General features: G+C 52.9%; 21 protein-coding genes. 18 read left to right on the top strand and 3 right to left on the bottom strand.

Features of this window, described 5'->3' with window-relative positions:
* The first annotated feature begins 131 nt into the window (after nt 1–131).
* Both Q0W37_RS01530 and Q0W37_RS01525 read left to right on the top strand, forming a co-directional pair.
* Complete coding sequence (locus tag Q0W37_RS01530) at nt 132–272, top strand: hypothetical protein (protein ID WP_297698097.1); 141 nt, start codon at nt 132–134, stop codon at nt 270–272.
* A 253-nt stretch (nt 273–525) separates the two neighbouring features.
* Nucleotides 526–849, top strand: coding sequence for a hypothetical protein (locus Q0W37_RS01525; protein WP_297698095.1), 324 nt, complete (start codon nt 526–528; stop codon nt 847–849).
* Between the two features lie 93 nt (nt 850–942).
* On the opposite strand, the gene folD is transcribed toward Q0W37_RS01525, so the two are convergent.
* Together folD and Q0W37_RS01515 are read right to left on the bottom strand one after the other, a co-directional pair.
* A complete protein-coding gene (gene folD, locus Q0W37_RS01520; RefSeq protein WP_297698094.1) occupies nt 943–1,782 on the bottom strand; it encodes a bifunctional methylenetetrahydrofolate dehydrogenase/methenyltetrahydrofolate cyclohydrolase FolD in 840 nt (279 codons plus the stop codon).
* Between the two features lie 78 nt (nt 1,783–1,860).
* Complete coding sequence (locus Q0W37_RS01515) at nt 1,861–2,082, bottom strand: hypothetical protein (RefSeq protein WP_297698092.1); 222 nt, start codon at nt 2,080–2,082, stop codon at nt 1,861–1,863.
* A gap of 296 nt (nt 2,083–2,378) precedes the next feature.
* On the opposite strand from Q0W37_RS01515, the gene Q0W37_RS01510 reads away from it, so the two are divergent.
* The 16 genes from Q0W37_RS01510 (at nt 2,379) to Q0W37_RS01435 (ending at nt 18,150) form a co-directional block, all read left to right on the top strand.
* Nucleotides 2,379–3,410, top strand: coding sequence for an FKBP-type peptidyl-prolyl cis-trans isomerase (locus Q0W37_RS01510; protein WP_297698090.1), 1,032 nt, complete (start codon nt 2,379–2,381; stop codon nt 3,408–3,410).
* 96 nt (nt 3,411–3,506) lie between these two features.
* Nucleotides 3,507–4,010 carry a sigma-70 family RNA polymerase sigma factor gene (locus Q0W37_RS01505; RefSeq protein WP_297698088.1) on the top strand — a complete coding sequence of 168 codons (504 nt, stop codon included), beginning with the start codon at nt 3,507–3,509 and terminating at the stop codon, nt 4,008–4,010.
* A complete protein-coding gene (locus tag Q0W37_RS01500) occupies nt 4,007–4,774 on the top strand; it encodes a hypothetical protein (RefSeq protein ID WP_297698086.1) in 768 nt (255 codons plus the stop codon). The genes Q0W37_RS01505 and Q0W37_RS01500 overlap by 4 nt, the downstream gene beginning before the upstream one ends.
* Nucleotides 4,775–4,784: 10 nt before the next feature.
* Complete coding sequence (locus Q0W37_RS01495; RefSeq protein WP_297698084.1) at nt 4,785–7,211, top strand: caspase family protein; 2,427 nt, start codon at nt 4,785–4,787, stop codon at nt 7,209–7,211.
* 184 nt (nt 7,212–7,395) lie between these two features.
* Complete coding sequence (locus Q0W37_RS01490; protein WP_297698082.1) at nt 7,396–9,927, top strand: TonB-dependent siderophore receptor; 2,532 nt, start codon at nt 7,396–7,398, stop codon at nt 9,925–9,927.
* A gap of 77 nt (nt 9,928–10,004) precedes the next feature.
* Nucleotides 10,005–10,265 carry a phosphoribosyl-ATP diphosphatase gene (gene hisE, locus Q0W37_RS01485; protein WP_088628520.1) on the top strand — a complete coding sequence of 87 codons (261 nt, stop codon included), beginning with the start codon at nt 10,005–10,007 and terminating at the stop codon, nt 10,263–10,265.
* Nucleotides 10,262–11,101, top strand: a complete 840-nt coding sequence (gene hisG / locus Q0W37_RS01480; protein ID WP_297698079.1) for an ATP phosphoribosyltransferase — start codon at nt 10,262–10,264, stop codon at nt 11,099–11,101. The genes hisE and hisG overlap by 4 nt, the downstream gene beginning before the upstream one ends.
* 3 nt (nt 11,102–11,104) lie before the next feature.
* Complete coding sequence (locus Q0W37_RS01475; RefSeq protein WP_297698077.1) at nt 11,105–12,340, top strand: EAL domain-containing protein; 1,236 nt, start codon at nt 11,105–11,107, stop codon at nt 12,338–12,340.
* Entirely contained in the window at nt 12,330–12,926 is a 597-nt protein-coding gene (gene recR / locus Q0W37_RS01470; RefSeq protein ID WP_297698075.1) for a recombination mediator RecR, read from the top strand. The genes Q0W37_RS01475 and recR overlap by 11 nt, the downstream gene beginning before the upstream one ends.
* Nucleotides 12,923–13,570, top strand: coding sequence for a ribosome biogenesis GTP-binding protein YihA/YsxC (yihA, locus tag Q0W37_RS01465; protein ID WP_297698073.1), 648 nt, complete (start codon nt 12,923–12,925; stop codon nt 13,568–13,570). Before recR ends, yihA begins: the two co-directional genes overlap by 4 nt.
* Nucleotides 13,551–14,429 carry an ABC transporter permease gene (locus tag Q0W37_RS01460; RefSeq protein ID WP_297698071.1) on the top strand — a complete coding sequence of 293 codons (879 nt, stop codon included), beginning with the start codon at nt 13,551–13,553 and terminating at the stop codon, nt 14,427–14,429. The genes yihA and Q0W37_RS01460 overlap by 20 nt, the downstream gene beginning before the upstream one ends.
* Nucleotides 14,429–15,244, top strand: a complete 816-nt coding sequence (locus Q0W37_RS01455) for an ABC transporter ATP-binding protein (protein ID WP_297698069.1) — start codon at nt 14,429–14,431, stop codon at nt 15,242–15,244. Before Q0W37_RS01460 ends, Q0W37_RS01455 begins: the two co-directional genes overlap by 1 nt.
* 227 nt (nt 15,245–15,471) lie before the next feature.
* Nucleotides 15,472–15,627 carry a 50S ribosomal protein L34 gene (gene rpmH / locus Q0W37_RS01450; protein ID WP_072979488.1) on the top strand — a complete coding sequence of 52 codons (156 nt, stop codon included), beginning with the start codon at nt 15,472–15,474 and terminating at the stop codon, nt 15,625–15,627.
* 18 nt (nt 15,628–15,645) lie between these two features.
* Nucleotides 15,646–16,008, top strand: coding sequence for a ribonuclease P protein component (locus Q0W37_RS01445; protein ID WP_297698067.1), 363 nt, complete (start codon nt 15,646–15,648; stop codon nt 16,006–16,008).
* Entirely contained in the window at nt 16,001–16,267 is a 267-nt protein-coding gene (yidD, locus tag Q0W37_RS01440; RefSeq protein ID WP_297698065.1) for a membrane protein insertion efficiency factor YidD, read from the top strand. Before Q0W37_RS01445 ends, yidD begins: the two co-directional genes overlap by 8 nt.
* The gene (locus tag Q0W37_RS01435; protein WP_297698063.1) at nt 16,264–18,150 is read left to right on the top strand and encodes a YidC/Oxa1 family insertase periplasmic-domain containing protein; all 1,887 of its coding nucleotides are present in this window, start codon (nt 16,264–16,266) and stop codon (nt 18,148–18,150) included. The genes yidD and Q0W37_RS01435 overlap by 4 nt, the downstream gene beginning before the upstream one ends.
* A 195-nt stretch (nt 18,151–18,345) precedes the next feature.
* Here Q0W37_RS01435 and Q0W37_RS01430 read toward each other — a convergent pair whose 3' ends face one another.
* Nucleotides 18,346–19,881 carry an LTA synthase family protein gene (locus Q0W37_RS01430; RefSeq protein WP_297698061.1) on the bottom strand — a complete coding sequence of 512 codons (1,536 nt, stop codon included), beginning with the start codon at nt 19,879–19,881 and terminating at the stop codon, nt 18,346–18,348.
* Nucleotides 19,882–19,996: the final 115 nt, after the last annotated feature.

Here is a 19,996-nt window from a genome sequence, read left to right as displayed (position 1 = left end):
TTAGGCGTTTTTAGAATCCCTGGCAGTGCCGGGGATTTTCTCTTTTTCGTCGATAAATTTTTTAGCTAGGAGGCTTTTATGACAAAGAGTTTTAGAATGGGCGGAATTGCCGCTGCAGTTCTTTTCGGTCTTTGAGTGATGATCTTTGCCCTCCGGATTGGCATGTCCCGTCTTCGGACGAATTCATGACTTTGGCCGATGCGGGCGATTTGCGCGGTGGCGACGAATGGGTGAGTGGTGAAGTGAGTAACGAATCTGGGCAATGCCGGTAAGACACTGTATACGGCGAGAAGAATGGGTAAATATGTTTGTCGAGAGGATGGTGAATCGGGAGAATGAAACTGGATAGACATTGCTGAGGACGTTTCCGAAGAGGACGACTCTGAGGAAGATGCTGTACCGGACGGTCCTCAGGAAGATTCTGGTGAGGATCCCATACCGGATGATCCTCAGGACAACTCTCTGTAAAAGCTTTCTGCGAAGACAAGGGTGGCTGATGGCCGCCCTTTTTTTTATTTTATGGATATGAAAACTCTGGGATTTGCTCTTCTTTTGATGTTGTCTGCTGCAAGTGCGCAACTCGTGCAAAAAAAGGCGCCCACGGCAGTTGATTCGATTGACCTCGGACACAAGAAGGGACCGATTGTCTATTCCGATCCTAAGGAAAACGAAAAGGCCGCCATGAAGAATGCGACTGCCGAGATGGACAGCCGCAAGTTTTCGAATGATTCTACTGTAGGAACGGCAATCGGCGTCGGTGCCGAGTTCGTAGGCGATATGGTGAAAGGGATGCTTTCGCCCAACTCTCCTGAAACGGACGCCGTAGAACTGGAACGGACCAGACGCTAACCTGTATAAGGTCCCGGTGGTTCGACAAGCTCACGCTTCGCAAGCTCGCTAACCTTATTAAGGTCCCTGAGCCTGCCGAAGGGCCGATTGGTTTTATCCTAAATACTTCTCGCCGCTTTCTACGCTCTGGTAAATGAGCGTGTTGATTGTCATGGGGCCTACTCCGCCCGGAACCGGAGTGTAGGCGGAGGCTACGTCGTCGAGTCCCTTTTCGATGTCGCCGACGCCACCCGGATGGTAACCGGCGTCTACCACGACGGCACCTTGCTTGATCCATTCTTTCTTGATGAATTCCGGCTTGCCGACTGCACCCACCAGGATGTCGGCCTGCTTCACGAATTCGGGCAGGTTCTCGGTCTTGCTGTGGCAAATCGTCACGGTGCAGTCTGCGTTCAAGAGCATGAGTGCCATCGGCTTTCCGAGGATAGCGCTGCGGCCAACGACCACGGCGTGCTTACCCTTGAGCGGAATGTTGTAGGCCTTCAGCAGGCGCATGATGCCGGCCGGCGTTGCGCAACCGTAGGCGGGTTCACCCATAGCCATGCGGCCAAAACCGAGGCAGGTTACGCCGTCAACGTCCTTGCGGGCGTCAATGGCTTCGAAGGCGGCGCGTTCGTCGATGTGGCGCGGAACTGGGTGCTGCAGCAAGATGCCGTGCACGTCGCGGTTCTCGTTGAGTTCCTGAATCTTGTTGAGGAGTTCTTCGGTGGTGGTGTTCTTGGGGAGAACCACGCGGATGCTTTCCATCCCCACGCGCCCACAGGCGTTGCCTTTCATCTTGACGTAGGTGGCGCTGGCCGGATCATCACCGACGAGGATTGTTGCAAGGATGGGGGTCTTGCCCGTCTTTTCCTTGAGCTTGGCCACGCGGGCGCTGAGTTCTTCTTCAGTGGTCTTGGCAAGGGCCTTGCCGTCGAGGATGAGTGCTGCCATAAAAGGTCTCCGTTTTTCGCCAAAAATAAAAAAACACCCTGCGTTTTTGCAGGGTGCCAAGTGTTCAGTTGGAAATTTTTAGAAGAGATCCTTGAGGCTTGGGACCAAGGAACAGACAAATACCCACGGGTAGGAGAGCGAACCCTTCAGCCAGCCAGTCTTGGAGGAACTTGCGGCGATGGGGTCGCTTGTTGTGTTCAGCGAGTCGTGCAGGCTCTGACGAACGCCTTCGATGGAGCTATCGAAAGCCTGCTTGTGGGAAGCGGCTGAATTTATGTAATTTTCAAAACGATAGTTCATACTTTTTCCTTATATTTCTCACTCTTATGTGTAAATTTAGAAACAAAATGCTGTTCGCGCAACCCCTTTTGTAAACCGGTTTTTACAACTGTAATTTTTATCACATTTTGCAATTATGGATAAAAGTGCCTTTTTTGAGCGAAAAAAGAAATATTTACCTTAAAAAGTGGTTTTGAGGGGTGATTTTTCGTATTTTTTGGTGTTAAAAACGGTTCTAAAAAGTGTTCGCCTACTGTTCCTTTTGGGCGTTTGCTATCTTTAAATGTGTCAAAAATCACTATATCCAAGGACTTGAAATGACTTCCAAATACGTTTTGGGTGCAATTTTGCCCCTCTTTGGCGCTCTCGTTGCCTGTGGCGGTGCCCAGAAACCCGCCGTTGAACCGGTTGCCGAGACTCCGGCTGCGGACAGCACTGTTACTCAGCCTGCAAAGTTGGATCTGGATAATCCGACGAACCGCTATAGCTATGCCTTGGGTATGGATTTGGGCAAGGCGATTGCAAATGTCAAGGTTCCCTTGGATATGGATGTGCTGATGGGTGCCATTCGCGACGAGGTGGATTCGACGCGGCCCGTACAGATGGCGGATTCCGTTGCGGAATCGGCGTTGCAGGATTTGCTGCTGCAGATGCAGAAGCAGAAGGAGGCCGACGAAAAGGCTGCCGCGCAGAAGGCTCTTGACGAACAGACCAAGTTCCTTGCCGAAAATGTGAAGGATACGACGGTCAAGGTGACCCCGAAGGGAGTACAGTACAAGGTCATCAAGGCCGGTACGGGCATTAGCCCCAAGATGGCTGACAAGGTACAGGTGCATTATGTGGGTGCGCTTCTGGACGGTACCGAGTTCGACAATAGCGTAAAGCGCGGCGAACCGCTCGAATTCCCGGTGAACGCGGTGATTGAAGGCTGGCAGGACTTGCTGATGGTGCTCAAGGAAGGCGACAAGGTGAAAGCCTGGATTCCGAGCGCACTGGCCTATGGCGAGGCGGGTGTTCCGCCGATGATTCCCTCTAATGCGATGCTCGTGTTCGAGGTGGAACTTCTGAAGGTCTTTGCCGAGGTTCCGGCGATTGACAGTACTGCGCTTGCCCCGGCGGTGGAACCTGCGGCATCTCCTGCAACGAACGCGACGGCGAAACCCGCTGAACCTGCAAAGGCCGAAACGAAGTCTGCCGAGAAAAAGCCCGAGGCAAAGCCCGCTGCGAAGGAAGAAGCAAAGCCCGCGGCAGAAAAGAAGGCGCAGGCGAAACCCGCTGCTAAAAAGGCTGAAACGAAGCCCGCCGAGGCAAAACCTGCTGAAGCCGCTAAGCCCGCCGCCAAGAAATAGCACTTGAGTGAACACGATGAGTCCCCCGCGTAAGCGGGGTTCTTTTTTTTCTAAATTTTAGGTGACACTTTTATTTTCCTCCGGTGTTACAATGGTATGAACGGGAAAAATCTCCTTGACTGCATGGTTTTTTCGAAACTGTACGAGGCGTACGCCCCGATGGTTTATCGACGTTGCATGTTCTTGCTCAAGGACGATGCCGAAGCGAAGGACATGGTGCAGAACGTTTTTGTGCGCCTGTTCGAACGTAGCGAATCTTTGGATTTGTCGCAGCCGTCGAGCTTGCTGTGGAATACGGCGACCAGGCTTTGCCTGAACCGTATCCGCGACAAGAAACGCCGCGGACTGGACTGTGATTCGAGCGAACTCTTGCTTAGCATCGCCTGCGCCGAAGATGACGACGGCCGCGAAGCCGGCGGAATTCTCGCGAGGATTTTTTCCAAGGAGCAGGAATCGACAAGGACTATCGCGACTCTGCATTATGTAGACGGAATGACCCTGGAAGAAACTGCGGAAACCGTTGGACTTTCGGTGAGCGGCGTGCGCAAGCGTTTGCGTACCCTGCAACAGAGAATCAAGAATCTGGAGGTTGAAAGATGACTGTCGTCAACAAAATTTCCGATTTTAAGTTGGAGCGTTACCTTCTGGGGGAACTCTCCGCAGAAGAAATGAAGGCTTTGCAGCAGCGCGAGGCCGAAGACGAAATTTTTGCCGCCCGCGTGCGGATGATGCGCGAAGAAGGGAAACGCTTCTTGGCCGAAAATCCGTTTGGCGCCGTTGAAGATAAGCTAGAAAATGCGGAACGTCCGAACCGATCCTTTAACACGTTGTGGCTGAAGGTGGCTGCGGCGCTGGTAATCGCGTTTGGCGTGTTCTCGGCGGTGGTGCTGAACCGTAACGTGGAAATTACGGGTAGCTCCGCGGCAGGTTCCACCATGGATGTCGCGATGGCCGATATCGACAACGGAACCCGCATCAAGGGAATGAACGCCTCGCTCGAAGTCTGGAAAAAGACGGGTGACAGCGCAGTACAGATGGTGAATTTGGGCGATGCCCGCGAAGGCGACGAAATCCAGCTGCGTTACCGCGTTCCGCAAAAGTGCTTCGGTATGCTTTTCAGCATGGACGGTAACGGAACCGTGACGATGCACATGGGCGAAGGAAACCGCGCTATAGAACTCGAACCGGGCAAGATGACGACACTTCCGTTTGCCTACAAGCTGGACGACGCTCCGAAATTCGAGAAGTTTTTCTTGCTTACGTCCGGGGAAACGTTTGAATTCGACGGCAACGATATTGACAAGACCCTGAAGCAGAAGGGGGTTGAATCGGTTTCGTTTACGCTTCGCAAGGTGGAAAGGTAAGGGGGAGAAAATGAAGAAGATTCTAGGGAAGATTTTGAGCTGCGATTTTGGGATGAGCAGCATCGCTCTTTGTACGGCATGCCTGGTGGCGATTTTAGCGGTAGCGGGTTCTGCCCATGCGGCGGGTGAATCGATTGCGATTGAACGCTACGTTTTTGCGGTGAGTGCGAATAACGGCGGCAAGGAACGTCCGCGCCTGCGTTATGCCGAAAGTGACGCCCGCGCCTTTGCGAATGTGCTTTCGCAGATGGGCGGAGTCCCGAAGGCGAATGTCCACATGGTGACCGAACCGAGTGTCGCAAGCCTGCAAAAACAGCTGGACGCGCTCGACAAGAAACTTGTGGCGACAAAGACGGCGCATTCGGGCAAGGGGGCGAATGCGACAAACGGTGCCGAAAATTTCCGCGAAGAAGTGCTGGTCTATTATAGCGGTCACGCCGACGAAAAGGGGCTCCGCCTCGGTGAAGAAGTCTATAGCTGGAAGGAATTCCGCAAGCGTATCGATGCCTTGAATGCCGATGTGAAGATTGCAGTAATCGATGCGTGCGGCTCGGGCGCCATCACGCGAGTGAAGGGCGGTGTCGCTGTCCCCGCGTTCATGGTCGACAAGAGCAGCGACATGAAAGGCTACGCCTTTATCACGAGCAGCACGCAAGACGAATCCAGTCAGGAAAGCGACAAGCTGAAGGGTTCCTTCTTTACGCATTCCCTGGTGAGCGGCCTCCGTGGCGCAGGCGACGTGAGCGGTGACGGCAAGGTGACGCTTTCCGAAGCCTACCAGTTTGCCTTCAACGAAACTCTGCAGAAAACCGAAGCGACGATGGGCGGTGCGCAGCATCCTAGCCGCGACATGAACTTGGCGGGCACTGGCGACGTGGTGATGACGGATTTGCGCAGTACGAGTGCGGGCCTCGAACTCGACGAGGATATTGACGGTCACCTGTTTATCCGCGACGAGAAGGGTGAACTTGTTGCCGAACTCTACAAGAAGCCTGGTCGCGCGATGAGCCTCGGTTTTCCGGCCGGAAAGTACAGCGTTCGCCTGGAACGTCCCGCCGAGTACAAGGAAGCGACCGTTTCCTTGCAGGACAACTACCGCGCCCGCCTTTCCCAGAAACAGTTCAATGCGATTGCAGCCGAGAAGACGATGCTCCGTGGCGAAATCAGGAGCGAAGGCCGTAGCGATTCCGTGGAATATTCTCTCGACTCGCTTGATCATAACGGAAAATACCGTGTGACCTTCAACCTAGTTGACAAGGATCGTGAACCCCGCAAGGGCTTGCAGATGGGCCTGTTTGTGACGCGTACCGACAACTACATGCTGGGTTCACAGATTAGCTTGTTTGCAAATATTGCCCGTAAGGAAATGCACGGCTTGCAGCTGACGGCTACGTTTAACGGAGCGAAAGAACATTTTGAAGGCGCCCAGGTTTCGAGCGTTGTCAACTATGCGGGTTCCTTTGACGGTCTCCAGATTTCTCCGGTAGCAAACATCGCTAAAAGCAAGTCTTCGGGGGCTCAAGTCTCGGCTGCGCTGAACTATGTGGGCGATACCTTGTCTGGAATGCAGATTGCGCCTGCGGCCAACTGTGCGCGGGTGGCAAAGGCTCAGGTTTCTGCGGCGATCAATGTGGCAAGTGAGTCCGATGTGCAGGCAACTGCTGCGATCAATATTGCAAGCAAGTCTAATGTACAGGCGTCTGCTGCGATGAACATTGCGGGAACCTCCGATGTGCAGGCGACTGCCGCGATGAATATCGCCGGAGAGTCCAACGTGCAGGCGTCTGTCCTGAACATTGCGGGCAGGATTGACGATGTGCAGGCGGGTGTCGTGAACATCTCGGGGAAGGCGAATGGCCGCCAGGTTGGTCTTGTGAATATCTGCGGTAGCTGCGAAAAGACTCCGGTGGGCCTCATCAATATTGTCGGTAACGGCGTGTGGAGCGTAACGGCTTCCATGAACGAAATGGGTGCGCTTGGGCTTTCTTTCCACATGGGTACGGCCTACCTGTTTACTGCCCTCGAAGGTGCCCGCCTGATTGAAAAGGGAACTCAGTTCAAGGAATTCAGCGATGTCAATGAAACCGGAATCGGTCTTGGAACGCAGTTTGGCAAGTATGGAAGCCACTTTGAGATGGAGTACATGTTCCTGACGGCACAAAACAAGCATGGGCTCTATTCGGATTTCTCGGGCTTTGAATACAACGACGGCGATGACGTCAATTTCCACCATCGTCTGCGTCTGGGCTACACCACTCAAGTTTTCCCCTTCTTCGGACTTTCTGTGGGCGGTTCTCTCAACTTTGCTCATGAAATCACTGGGGATAAGCTGTGGCTCAAGCCGCTGGCGGAATACCACGACGACTTCGGCAGTAAAGATCACAAGGCTCGTTGGTGGCCAGGTTTCTACGCCGCCGTCACTGTGGGTAAGTTCTAACAGCAAACTTGTCACGTTCGCGGAGCTGTCATGCCCTCGAAGGCGGGCATCTCCTTTTATGAGAAAAAATTAAAGTGACACATCCGACTCCTTTAGGTGTTACAGTAGCAAATAAGAATTCTTATTTGCTATTTTTTATTAGAACGCGAGATTTTGCTTGAAACTTCAAATTTGCATTATCGTTATGTTGGCGGCAATCGCTGCTATGGCGCAAGAGACCGCGTCGGATTCCCTTGCGCCTGATTCCCTCGCACCGAAAGGAATTGTCTTTAACGGTGTCGTGCTGGATTCCTCATTCGCGGCAGACGAAAAGCTGAACGTGGAAATTCTTGAATCGGGTGAGGCGCTACAGACGACGGTCGGTAAGTCCTTCAGCGTTGTGCTTCCCGAAGATACGCTCTGGAACATCTGCGTTACCAATTCCGACACGGCCGGAGCCGAAAAGGAAAAATGCTACGAACTCAAGTACATCGGTGCAGAACGTGCTTTCTCGCAGGCACTCGGCGAAGCATTTGTAGAAGACGAGAAAAAAGAAGGGAATGGCCATCCCCTCGCTGCTGCCGTTGACACGGCATCCGCTACCCCTTCTAGCGGGGACACCCCGCAACGCCCCGATTCTACAAACGTCATTGCGAGGAACGGAAGTGACGAAGCAATCTCTAGTAGCGATTCGTCTGACAGTACAAAGCGTGACGTCGATGTCGACGCTCTCCTTGCCGCAGGCGACAACGCGAAGGTGACCGAGCTCAAGAAAGTCGTGGTGCAGCTCCGTCGCCGTCCAAAACGTAAGCCCGGTGAATCCGTAGTTTCCGCGAAGTCCATTAAGCGTATGCCGGGCCTTGCCGAAGCCGATGTCATCAAGAGTATCCAGGCGCTTCCCGGCGTGGTCGCAAGTTCCGATTTCAGTTCCAAGATTTACGTGCGCGGTGGTGCCGCCGACCAGAACCTTTTCCTGTTCGATAACGCCGTTGTCTATTCCCCGGTGCATTTCTTCGGACTTTTCAGCACCTTCCTTGTCGAAGGCATTGACGATGTGCAGTTCTACAAGAGCGGTTTCCCGGCGCAGTATGGCAACCGCCTGAGTTCGGTGCTCAAGATGGATGGCCGTGCGGGCGGTCAGGATACCGTGAACGAATGGTTCAGCAAGTCGAGTATCAAGATAAGCACTTTCGCCGCGCAGCTCCATACCGAAGGTCATCAGGGGCCGGCCCGTTGGGTGTTTGCGGGGCGTACGACCTACATTGGCTACGTGCTTGACCTTTGCAATGCCATTGGCCTTTTGGACCTGAATCTCGATTACGAGTTTACGGACTTGCAGGGCACCGTTATGTACAACTTCACTGACGATACCCGCATGAAGTTCAGCTACTATATCGGCAAGGACCGCTTAAGCTTTGACCCGCTCTATATGGACTGGGGAAACATCGCCATTCCGCTCGGCCTTTACCACCGCTTTAACGGCGACTGGGATTACAACGCGACGCTTGCCTTTAGCGAATTCTACCAGACCATGAAAATCGGCGAACTCATGTCCATCGAGATGTACCTGTACACGTTTGCCGGAAAGCAGTGGCTGAATTTCAGGGGCATTTCGAACCATACGTTCACCTTTGGCTACGAGCTGGAATATGACTACGAACGTTACCAGGAACAGATGTCTACGGTAAGCGCGGCCGATATCCAGAAGCCTTTCCACCATGTGGGCTATGTGCAGGATGCCTGGAAATTTGCTCCCGATTATCTGTTGCAGTACGGCCTTCGTTTCAATTACCAGACCGCCGCGGAACATTTTGGCGTGGAACCCCGAGCCTCCCTGACGATCAACCTCGATGACGAAAAGACGCTTGAGTTTTATGGCGGCTACTACCTGCAGTACCTGAATTCGATTGTCTATACCGACCAGGAAACGCTGAACGAATTCTATTATCCAGCAACAAAAACGACCAAGGGGACTCAAATCGATCCAGCCTCGTCGTGGTTGCTTGCCGCGGAATACAGCCAGCGCGGAATCTTTGAAGACTACGATGCGACCGTGGGGGTGTACTACAAGACGCAAAACAACCTGAATACGTTCGTGGTCGAGCTCGACAGTAACGATGAAACGACTTCCGACGATTTTGTGATGGCGGACTATTTCGGACGCGCGGAGGGCTACTCCTTCGGCTACGAACTTTCGTTGCGTAAGGATAGGGGCTGGTGGTTTGGCGGCATCAACTGGAGCCAGAGCATTAGCGTGATGAAATCCGATGACGGTACCAGGCCGTATTACCCGAGCTGGCATCAGCCTTATGCCCTCAAGCTCGATGCGGGCATCAACTGGAAGGGCGACGAGAATGCCCGCCGAAAGCACAAGATTCCTGGCCGCTATTTCCGCTCGTCCATTATCCTCAAGTATTCGGCGGGAATGCCGATCAGCGAATACAAGGGCTACTACTTTTCGCAGGAGCTCGGACACCAGGAATTTTCCGACCAGATTGTGGTGCTTCCGGGAAGCCGCAATGCGGGCCGCCAGACAGATTACTTTAGAATCGACGTGAAGCCGATCGACATCGGTCGCGAAGACAAGTGGAACTTCAGCTGGACCATTATCAACCTGACGGATCACGAGAACATGTTCTATACGTTCTACGACACGAGCAAGAATCCGCCCGAAAAGACCGAAGTGACCCAGTTCCCGTTCCTGCCGATCATGCTCAATTTTGAGTATTATTTCTAGCAGTTCGGCGGAGTGTTTCTTTCACGCCCCCTGATTAAAAAGCTATCTTTACCCCGTAAAAAAATACGAGGTCCATTATGACATTTGAAGAGATGTTCGCACTGGCTTGCCAGCGCAAGAAGGATATGCCCGAAGGTAAGGGCACCACGGAACTTTTCAAGAAAGGTCCCCACGGCATTGGCAAGAAACTCGTCGAAGAAGCCGCCGAAAGCTGGATGGCCGCCCGTTTCGAAAGCCGTGACGCCCAGTGTCTGGAACTTTCCCAGGTGCTTTACTATGTGGCCGTGATGATGGCTGAAAAAGGTCTCACCCTCGAAGAAGTGTACGCAAAACTATGATTAAGGTAGCTCTCCCGAACAAGGGCATGCTCTTTGAGCCCACCCAGGAACTTCTGAAGGCTTGTGGCTACAAGGCTTCCAAGCCGTACAAGACTTTGACCCAGCTCGATACCAAGAACGGAATCGAATTCTTCTTCCTCCGTCCAAGCGACATTCCCATGTACGTGGGCCGTGGCATTATCGACGCGGGCATTACCGGAATCGACTTCAATGCCGAAGCAAAGAGCCCGGCGGTCAAGGTTCTCGACTTGCCTTATGGCGCCTCCAAGATGTGCGCCGCAGTCCCCAACGATAGCCCGGTGCAGTCCCTTGACGAACTCAAGAATTCTACGATTGCTACCAGCTTCCCGAACATTGTGGAAGGCTTCTACAAGAAGCCGATGGACTTCGTGGTGCTCGAAGGCGCCGTCGAAATCTCGGTGAGCCTCGGCGTGGCAGACGCCATTGTCGACGTGGTCGAAACGGGTACTACGCTCAAGCAGGCTGGACTGCGTATCGTGGGTGAGCCGCTTTTCCGTAGCAATGCCGCCCTTTTCTGCAACCCGCAGAAAACCGAACTTGAAGAAGTCAACACGCTCATCCGCCGCATCCAGGGCAAGCTTGTCGCACAGACGTACATGATGATCGAGTACGACTGCCCGGCTGAAATTCTCCAGAAGGCATGCGAACTCACGCCGGGCCTCGACGCCCCGACAGTGACCAAGCTGCATGGCCGCGATTGGTATGCCGTGAAGGCCATGGTCCCGCAAGAAGAAGCGAACGCCATTATGGACAAGCTTTGGGACGTTGGTGCACGTAGCATCCTCCTGTTCGGTATCAAGAGCGCACGAATTTAACGCATGCAGTCTCTCGCCTATTTAGCACGCCAGCCTATCCTCGACCGCGAGGGTAAGATTTACGCCTATGAACTTTTGTTCCGCGATTCTCCCGAAAGCGATATCGCGGTGATAGCAAGCGATGTGCTTGCCACGGCGCAGGTACTCGAAAATGTGCTGAACAACATCGGCATCGAACGCCTGATCGGTAAGAGCAAGGCTTTCGTGAACTGCAGCCGCAACATGTTGCTCGACAACCTGTTCGGTCTTTTGAACCCGAAATGCTTTGTGCTCGAAGTTCTCGAAGACGTCGAGGTGGATGATGCGATCGTGAAGGCCGTGCAGCGCTACAAGGCGCTTGGTTTCGAACTCGCGCTCGACGACTTTATTTTCAACGACGAATTCATTACGCGCTTCAAGCCGCTGTTCCCCTACATCAGCTACGTGAAGATGGACGTTGTCGACAATTCGCAGCAGTCCATGAATACGGCGGCCACGTTCTTCAAGACGATGGGGGTCAAGCTCCTTGCCGAAAAGGTCGAAGACGAGGCGACTTTCAAGCGTTGCGAAGACGCGGGGTACGACTATTTCCAGGGATTCTTCTTTGCAAAACCCGAACTCGTGACCGGCAAGAAAATCGATGCCACGTCCGCTACGATTTTGCAGCTCCTGCTTTTGATCAAGTCCCGTCCGAGCCTCGAGGTCCTGTGCGACGGACTTTCGAAACATGGCGATATTTCCGAAAATCTGCTCCGGTTCGTAAATTCCGATTCGCAGGCGAGGCATAGCCGTATCGATACGGTGAAGGATGCCATCGTATGGGTGGGCATGCGTCGCATTCAGGAATGGCTGATGCTGATGCTTTATGCCCGTCCGGAACTTGGCATGACCCCGCAGGTGTCGCCCTTGTTCCAGAATGCGAGCCACCGTGCGAAGTTCATGGAAAGTCTTGCTCGCAGCATCGACGAAAACGACGATGCGTTCTGCGCGAAGGCTTTCATGGTGGGGCTTATCAGCCGCATGGACGCCCTGGTACGGGCGCCTCTCGAAACCATTTTGCCCGATTCTCCCGCCGACGACGAAATGCGGGAAGCCCTGCTGAACCGCACCGGTCGCCTGGGAACGCTCTTGCGTCTTGCCGATGCCGTGGAACTCGACGACAGTGAATCGATCCGCGCAGGCCTCGGTGAACTGAACCTGAATTTTTCGCAGCTGAAACTCGGTATCAACGAATCGTACAGTTTTGACAATGAACATTGAGCCTCAAAGCCTGGATGCGTTAATCGGGGAATTCTCGTCGCTCCCTGGAATCGGGCATAAGACTGCACGAAGGCTTGCCTACCATATCCTCACCCGTACCGAGCAGGATGTGGAGCGTTTCTCGGAAAACCTGCTGAATGCAAAAAAGCGGGTGCATCCCTGTCCGCGTTGCTACGCCTTTACCGATGAAGACCTCTGCCCCGTGTGCAAGTCCCGCGAAGGTTCGAAATCCATTTGCGTTGTCGAAAAAAGCTCCGACATACTTCCTTTTGAACGCTCCGGAATTTACAAGGGAACTTACTTTGTTCTGGGGGGAGTTGTTTCTCCGCTCGACGGGATCGGCCCCGAACACCTGCACCTGCCGGAGCTTGTCCGGCGCATTAAGGACGAGGGAATCGAGGAACTGATTTTAGCGCTAGGCTCTAGTCCCGAGGCCGACAGCACCGCCCTGATGCTTGACCACATGCTTGCAGGAGTAAACGTCAAGCGTACACGTCTTGCCCGCGGAATCCCGATGGGCAGCGACCTTGAATTTGTTGACGAAGTTACCATGCTCCGAGCCTTTGAAGGGAGGGTTAGTTTATGACGGTTCATCATGCTCCTGTCGTGGTGGGCGGATACAAGATCGTCTCCGCTGAATTTGTGAAGGGTGCTACAAGCATTAAGCACCTGCCCGAGGAACGTCTGCCGCAAATAGCCTTTCTTGGTCGCTCGAATGTGGGCAAATCTTCGCTCATGAACGCCCTCATGGGCCGCAAGGACCTGGTAAAAGTGGGCAGAACCCCCGGAAAAACGCGTGAATTGAATTTTTTCAAAGTCAACAACCGATTTTTTCTAGTAGATTTACCTGGTGTAGGCTTTGCAAAGGTCAGCAACAGCAAGCGCGACCAGATGTCGGACTTTATCCGCGACTACGTGGAAAAGTGCAAGGACCTGAAAGGGCTCGTTTATTTGGTGGATGTGCGCCACGGCGGACATGCTATCGATTTCGAGACGGTCGAGAACATCCGTGCGTCGGGCTGCCCCGTGCTGATTGTTGCAAGCAAGCGCGACAAGGCTAACCAGTCGGAACTCTCGAAGGGACTCCGCTCTATCCGCGAAAAGTTCGGCTTGGACGAAAATCCGCTATGCGTGAGCTCGCTCAAGAAATTCGGACTGGAACACTTGTGGCAAAGTATCTTGGAAGCTTTGGAGTTGTCCGGGCAGGAAAATGATAAGGAAGGCATATAAGAACTGGCAACGTCTGACGCCTCCCGCGAGAGTGTTCCACTCGCTGGGGCTTTTCCTGTTGCGCCGTCCTTGGGGCCAGCTCTGCGCCCTTTTCTTCAAGGCGTTTACAAGTATCTTTTCGCATAGCCGAAGCTTCAAGACCGACTCCCGAAACATCATTTTGCAGACCTTCTTTACGGGTGTCGAAATTTTCCCGATTCTTTTTATTGTAGCGACCCTCTTTGGAACGATTGTGATTTTTGAAGTTGTTTCCATGATGGGGCGTGTCGGCTTTTCGGATGTGGTGGGAAGCCTGATCGTGGTGATTATCATTCGCGAAATGGGGCCTATCCTCACGGCGTTTTTGATTGCGGGCCGAAGCGGATCTTCGCTCACGACCTACATCGGCAGTATGGTCATCAATTCCGAGGTGGACGCCTTGGCGACAATGGGGGTGGACCCGATCCGTTTCTTGGTGATGCCGGGGCTTATTGGTGGATGCGTCGCCACGGTCATCATGAACATCTTCTTTAGTACGAGCGCGATTGTGGTGGGGTACTTTATCACCAAGATTCTCATTATCTTGAGCGGCATTGACCTTAACGTGCAGCTCACGTGGTCGTATCTGAGTTCCGAAATCCTGGGCGCCGTCTGGTGGTCGGACTTTGTTTTTGTGATCCTGAAACCGATCATATTCGGTGCCATCATTACGACGAACGCCTGTTACCAGGCCCTGAATATTCCGCGCGACATGCGCCAGGTTCCCAAGGCGGTTTCGCGTTCGGTCATTAAGTCTTTCCTGTATGTTGTGATTGCGGACGTGATTTGTTTGCTGTATTTCTTGCCGAATTATATGAGCAACCTCAAGACGATTATCTAATGCTGGACGAAGCTTTAAGAATGGAAGATATTCACCTTGCGTATCGCGATATCGCAGGGACCATGTTTTCTAAGCCTAGGACGCTTGGCTTTTTCCAGGGTGAAGAAACCGACCCGCAAAAGGAATTGTTCTCGGATGTTAATTTGGTCGTAAAACGCGGCGAGACCCTGTGCATCGGTGGTGGTTCGGGCCAGGGCAAGAGTGCCCTTTTGCGAATTATTGCGGGGCTGATTCGCCCGACGCGTGGCAACCTCTACTACTTTGGCGAATATATTCCGCCCGAAAGGCTTACGGCGCTCGAAGTCGCTAAACGCCAGGTAGGGATGGTTTTCCAGAACGGGGCCCTGATTTCTAACCTCAGGGTGCGTGACAACATTGCGCTCCCGCTTCGTTACCACAAAATGGGATCTCCCGCCGAAATCGAAGAAAAAATCAATATGGCGATGGACCTGATGCGTGTGCGCGACGAGGCGGACCTGTTCCCGCACATGCTGAGCATGGGCATGCAGAAACGTGTGGCGATTGCCCGCAGCTGGGCCATGGACCCGAAGCTTTTGCTGATGGACGAACCTACGGCGGGGCTCGACAACTACAACCGCCGAAACCTGTTGCCGCTGATCGACAACATGCGTATGCTGTTCAAGACGACGATTATCATCGTGACGCATGACCTGTTGATTTCCGATGAACTTGACTGCAATATCTGCTTCGTTCACCGTAAAAGCCTGAGCGAACCGCATTCCTTTGACTACTGGGTGAATTCCAACAGCGAAATCTCCAGGGAACTTTTCCGCGATCTCCGCACCAGCGGCTAGCCCTACGCGCGTTCCCCCCCCCCTGTCATCCCCGCGCAGGCGGGGATCTTGCGCCTCGTAAAAACGGTCTGCTGTTAATAGATTGTTGATATGTTGATAGACCCGCGGGGGAAAGGTAAAAAATGTCCGTAAAACTTACTTACAGACGCTCCTGACCCCTTGATTTATCTAGGAATTTTTCTAATTTTGAGACTCAAAAAATTTGACTTTTACTAAAGGTTACTAAAATGAAAAGAACATTCCAGCCTCATAATCGTAAGCGCGCCAACAAGCATGGTTTCCGTGCCCGCATGGAAGACCGTTGGGGTCGTGCTGTTCTGAGCCGTCGTCGCGCCAAGGGTCGCAAGCGCCTTACCGTGAGCGACACCATCTACAAAAAGTAGGATTGGCTCATAGCCTCGTTGCGCTCCTATAGGCTGCCTAACCAGCCAGCTTATCGGCAAGTAGCCGTCCATGGGAAGTTCATTCGCACGCCGTCTTTCACGATGCGTTGGATTGAAAGCCCGGACGGTTTTTGTCGTTTCTGTTTTTTGGCTAAAAAGAAAAATGGCAATGCCGTTTACCGCAACAAGTGCCGTAGATTGCTGCGGCCCCTCTTTTTTGAAAGGGTTCCCCATATCACAAAGCCCGTGTGGGCGATGATTATCGTGAGCGACAATTCCGAGGTCATGTCCTCGGCGCGCATGCGCGAATCTGCGCTCAAGGTTTTCAAGAAAATGGAATGGACCGAGGGGCTCGAACTTTCCGAAGGGGCCAATGGATAGCCGAAATTTCTGGGGAAGGCTCCACGGCGCGTTAAAGGCCGTGCTGATTGTTCCCATCCGGCTGTACCAGTTGATTCATCCCTACTTTTTCCATGGGGTGTGTAGGTTTCAGCCGACGTGTTCGCAGTATGCGATTGAGGCAATCCAGGTACACGGAGTGTTCAAAGGTTTCTATCTTGCGGCTTTCAGAATTTTAAGGTGCAACCCGTTTTGCAAGGGCGGTTATGACCCGGTCCCGCCCAGAAAGGAAAAAAGATGAACAAGAATACTATCATCGGATCCGTTCTTATCGGCGCCATCATGATTTGGTGGTTCTTTATGAACTCCGCGAATAACGAAGCCGCCGAGCGTGCGAAGCTTGCGCAGAAGGCCGCCGCAAAGGAAGCCGCTGCCCAGGTTGCCGATTCCGCCGAGGCTCCGTCTGCAAACGGACTCGTGCTTCCGGGTTCTACAGCCGAACTCAAGGCTGCCCCGGTCCTTGGAGCCGCAGCTCCGGCAACCGACAAGGTCGCTGAGCCTGCCGAAGTGACCGCTGCCAGCGACAGTTCCTCTAACGTCATTGCGAACGAAGCGAAGCAATCTACCGCTGACGCCGCCCCGAAGCCGATTGCCCAGCGCACGGTCACGGTCGAAACCGACAAGTTCATCATGACCCTTAGCAACAAGGGCGGCAAGGTACAGAGCGTTATCGTGAAGGCCCTGCCGGATACTGCAAAGCAGTTCCCCGAACTCATCCAGGATACGACTCTCGGCGCACTCGACCTTAAGGTGGGCGGCGCAGACCTTTCCGAAGTCCTGTTCGATGTCGATGCCCCGGAATGGATCAACGTCGATTCCGACACGTCGGTGCAGTTTGTCTTTACCGATGCTAACGGCAACCAGCTGGTGCGTAGCTACGCCTTTACCAAGGACGGTGCCGCCGTACGTCAGGTGAACAAGTTCAAGGGTTTCCGTGTCGATAACTACGAACTTTCCTGGAAGGGTGGCATGCGCGAAACCGAATCCATTCCGAAGGGAAAGACAATCGGTGTCGCCGGCTATTTCTTTAGCGAAGTCATTTACAAGAACAGCGAAATTACCGAACGCGAAACGTTCTCCGACGCCATGACGTTTGACGAAGCCAAGTACTACTGGGTGGGACTTCGCCGCAAGTACGTGGCCATGTCGGTGCAGTTCGACAAGCCGGTGCCTGCCAAGGTGAAGGCGAAGCATATCAAGGTCGGCGAAGAAGACAACCCAGATCCGGGTACCTACAGCATTTCTATTGCAGACGACGTTCGTGGCGATTCCGTGGCCTACAACTTCATGGTGCTTCCGCTCCAGTGGGACGAAGTCGAATCGCTCGGCCAGGGCTACGAAAAGATTATCGTGACCGGTTCCAAGTGGTTCCCCGGTTCCAGCGTCTGGTTCGTGTGGATCTGCAAGTGGCTCCTCAAGCTCCTCAAGTTCTTCTATTCGATTATTCCGAACTACGGTGTCGCCATTATCCTCGTGACTTTCATTGTTCGCGGCTTTACGACGCCTTTCACCATCAAGCAGCTTAAGTCTACCTCCGCCATGAGCAAGCTCAAGCCGCAGCTCGACGAAATCAACGTGAAGTACCGTAGCGATCCTGCAAAGAAGCAGGCCGCTGTCATGGAACTCTATTCCAAGAACGGCGTGAACCCGCTCGCAAGCTGCACTGGTGGCTGCCTCCCGATGATTATCCAGATGCCGATCTTCATTGGACTTTTCTATGTGCTTGGCCGTGCGGTGGAACTTCGCGGAATGCCGGCTTTCCTCTGGATAACCGACCTCAGCCGCAGTGACGTAATTTTCCATGGGTTCAGCATCCCCTTTATTATGCCCGACGGCTTTGCACTCCTTCCCTGGATTATGCTCGTGACCACGTATTTCCAGACCAAGGTCACCATGGTCGGCAACGGCGCGATGGATCCGGCTCAGCAGAAGATGATGACCTGGATGATGCCCGCGATGTTCTTTGTATTCAGTGCGGTGATGCCCTCTGGCCTTGTCCTCTACTGGATTGTGTCGAACATCTGGAGCATTGTGCAGTACAAGATCATTCGTCGCGACAAGGGCAACAATGGCCCGAAAACCGTGAACGGCAAGAAAGTCGTCGACGCCGAAATTGTGAAGTAATTTAAGGCCCCTGAGTCGAAGGATCTCTAGCAAAACATTGAAAAGCCGGTTCCCAGGACCGGTTTTTGCTTTCCCCACCGTTTTCCTTGCAGCGGACCTTCCCTGCGCCCCTATCCTCGTCATCCCCGTCCCGGAACGGAGTCCGGGATAAACTCCGGCGGGGATCTCCCTTTTTGTTGCGCTATTCGTTGCGTGTCATTTCTTTCTTGGCGGGGGATTTCCTTTCTTGTCGAAATAAAGGAAATAGTCGTATTCGACGCTTCGTTTCCCAAGAGCCTTGTTCAGGGAGTCTAGGCCGTATTTTTCCAGAAGGGTTGGCTCTCTGGAATAGAGCGATCTGCCAAGCCCTAATGAATGTTCCGGGATATCGGCGCCGATAGCTTCTAGAATGGTCGGGAACATGTCAAGCGAGGAAAATTCCCTTTTGGAGGAGGGGAATTTCTTTGCGGGATTGATGAAAAAATCGAGCCAGTAATGGGTGAGGGTTGTGTCCTTGAAACCGACGGAATCCTTAGGCGACATGGTTGCGTGGTCTCCCATGACGGCAATCGTCGTGTATTCGAACCATTCCTGCGTTTTGGCCCATTCAATAAAATCCTGAACCTGGCGGGAGGTGCATCGGATGTTTTCTTGTATTTTTTCTGCGTTCGAGACGTTCCTGGGAATGTTGCAGGCGGGGTCGAAAAGTCCGTAGGGTGTGTGCGTGTTGACGGTGAACAGCCATACGGCCCAGGGCCTTTTGCTTGCGGAAAGTTGGCCGATGTGTTCCTTGACGAGCTCATAATGGGCCGAATCCGTGATTCCCCATTCGCTTAGCACATCTTGGTCGATCGGTTTGATTTTCTTGTATTCGCGCATCCCATAGCCGTTATTTACAGAATGTTGCCTTAAGAACAGGTCCATCCCGGAAAAGTTCAGGGGGGCGCCCTTGGAAACGACCGTGTTGTATCCGTTTCGCTCCAAAAGGTCGGTAAGGCAAGTGGCGCCGGGGAGAAAGTTTACTTGTGGTACGGAATTTCTCTTGAATCGTGGCGGGAACATCAGCGGAATGCCGCAGGTCTTTGCGACAGCGTCGGCCATCGTCCAGCCTGTACCGACGATTTGTGTTCCCCCAGGAATAACGCTTTGCTCGGCCTTTAGGTATTCCGTAATTTCAGGAATCAGGTTTTGCGGGAGATTCCCCCCATTAAGGGAGTCTTGAAAATTGTATTCTATGGATTCCAGAAAAATAAGGATCAGGTTCCTCTTTTCCCTGAATCTGATTTTGACGGAATCCGGGTCGATGTATTCTGTGGTGTAGAATTCGGAATGTTCAGGAATGATGCCTGAATCTTTCCAGATTTTGTAGTATTGGGCAATGGGAATGTCCGTGTAAATGCCTCTTGCAAGTATGGCGAGGCAAATGACGTTCAGAAAAATGGCAATTTCCAGATAATTGGGGTGTTTGCCCTGCTTTAGGACTCCGTATTTACGCAAGAGCCGTGTTGCAAGTAAGAGGATTGCTACGGTAAGAATTGTAAGCAAGAAGATGATGGATGCTTCTTTAAGGGCGTCAAGGGCGAGGGAAATCGCAAAATCGCGCGCTCCGGCAATATTTTGAGCCAGTGTGAATGTTACTGCCTCCGTATTGGAAAGCGGAAAGGTTTTCGCGAGGACGGGGATTTCCTTGATGCAGAAAATCTCAATCATCAAGGAAAGCGTACAGAATGCGGAAATTAGGAAAATGATCATGGGGTATGCTGGAGTGGGGTTCGGTGATGTAATTTAGCTTTTTTTTGTAAAAAAACAGGCTAAAATATTGAATTTGTTATAAATTACGCAAAATTTGCGTAAATTACGATAATGT

Origin of the sequence: uncultured Fibrobacter sp., assembly GCF_947166265.1 — a bacterium.
Classification (GTDB): domain Bacteria; phylum Fibrobacterota; class Fibrobacteria; order Fibrobacterales; family Fibrobacteraceae; genus Fibrobacter.
The sequence above is the reverse complement of the archived record's forward strand: the minus strand, read 5'-3'. Positions and strand labels throughout refer to the sequence as shown.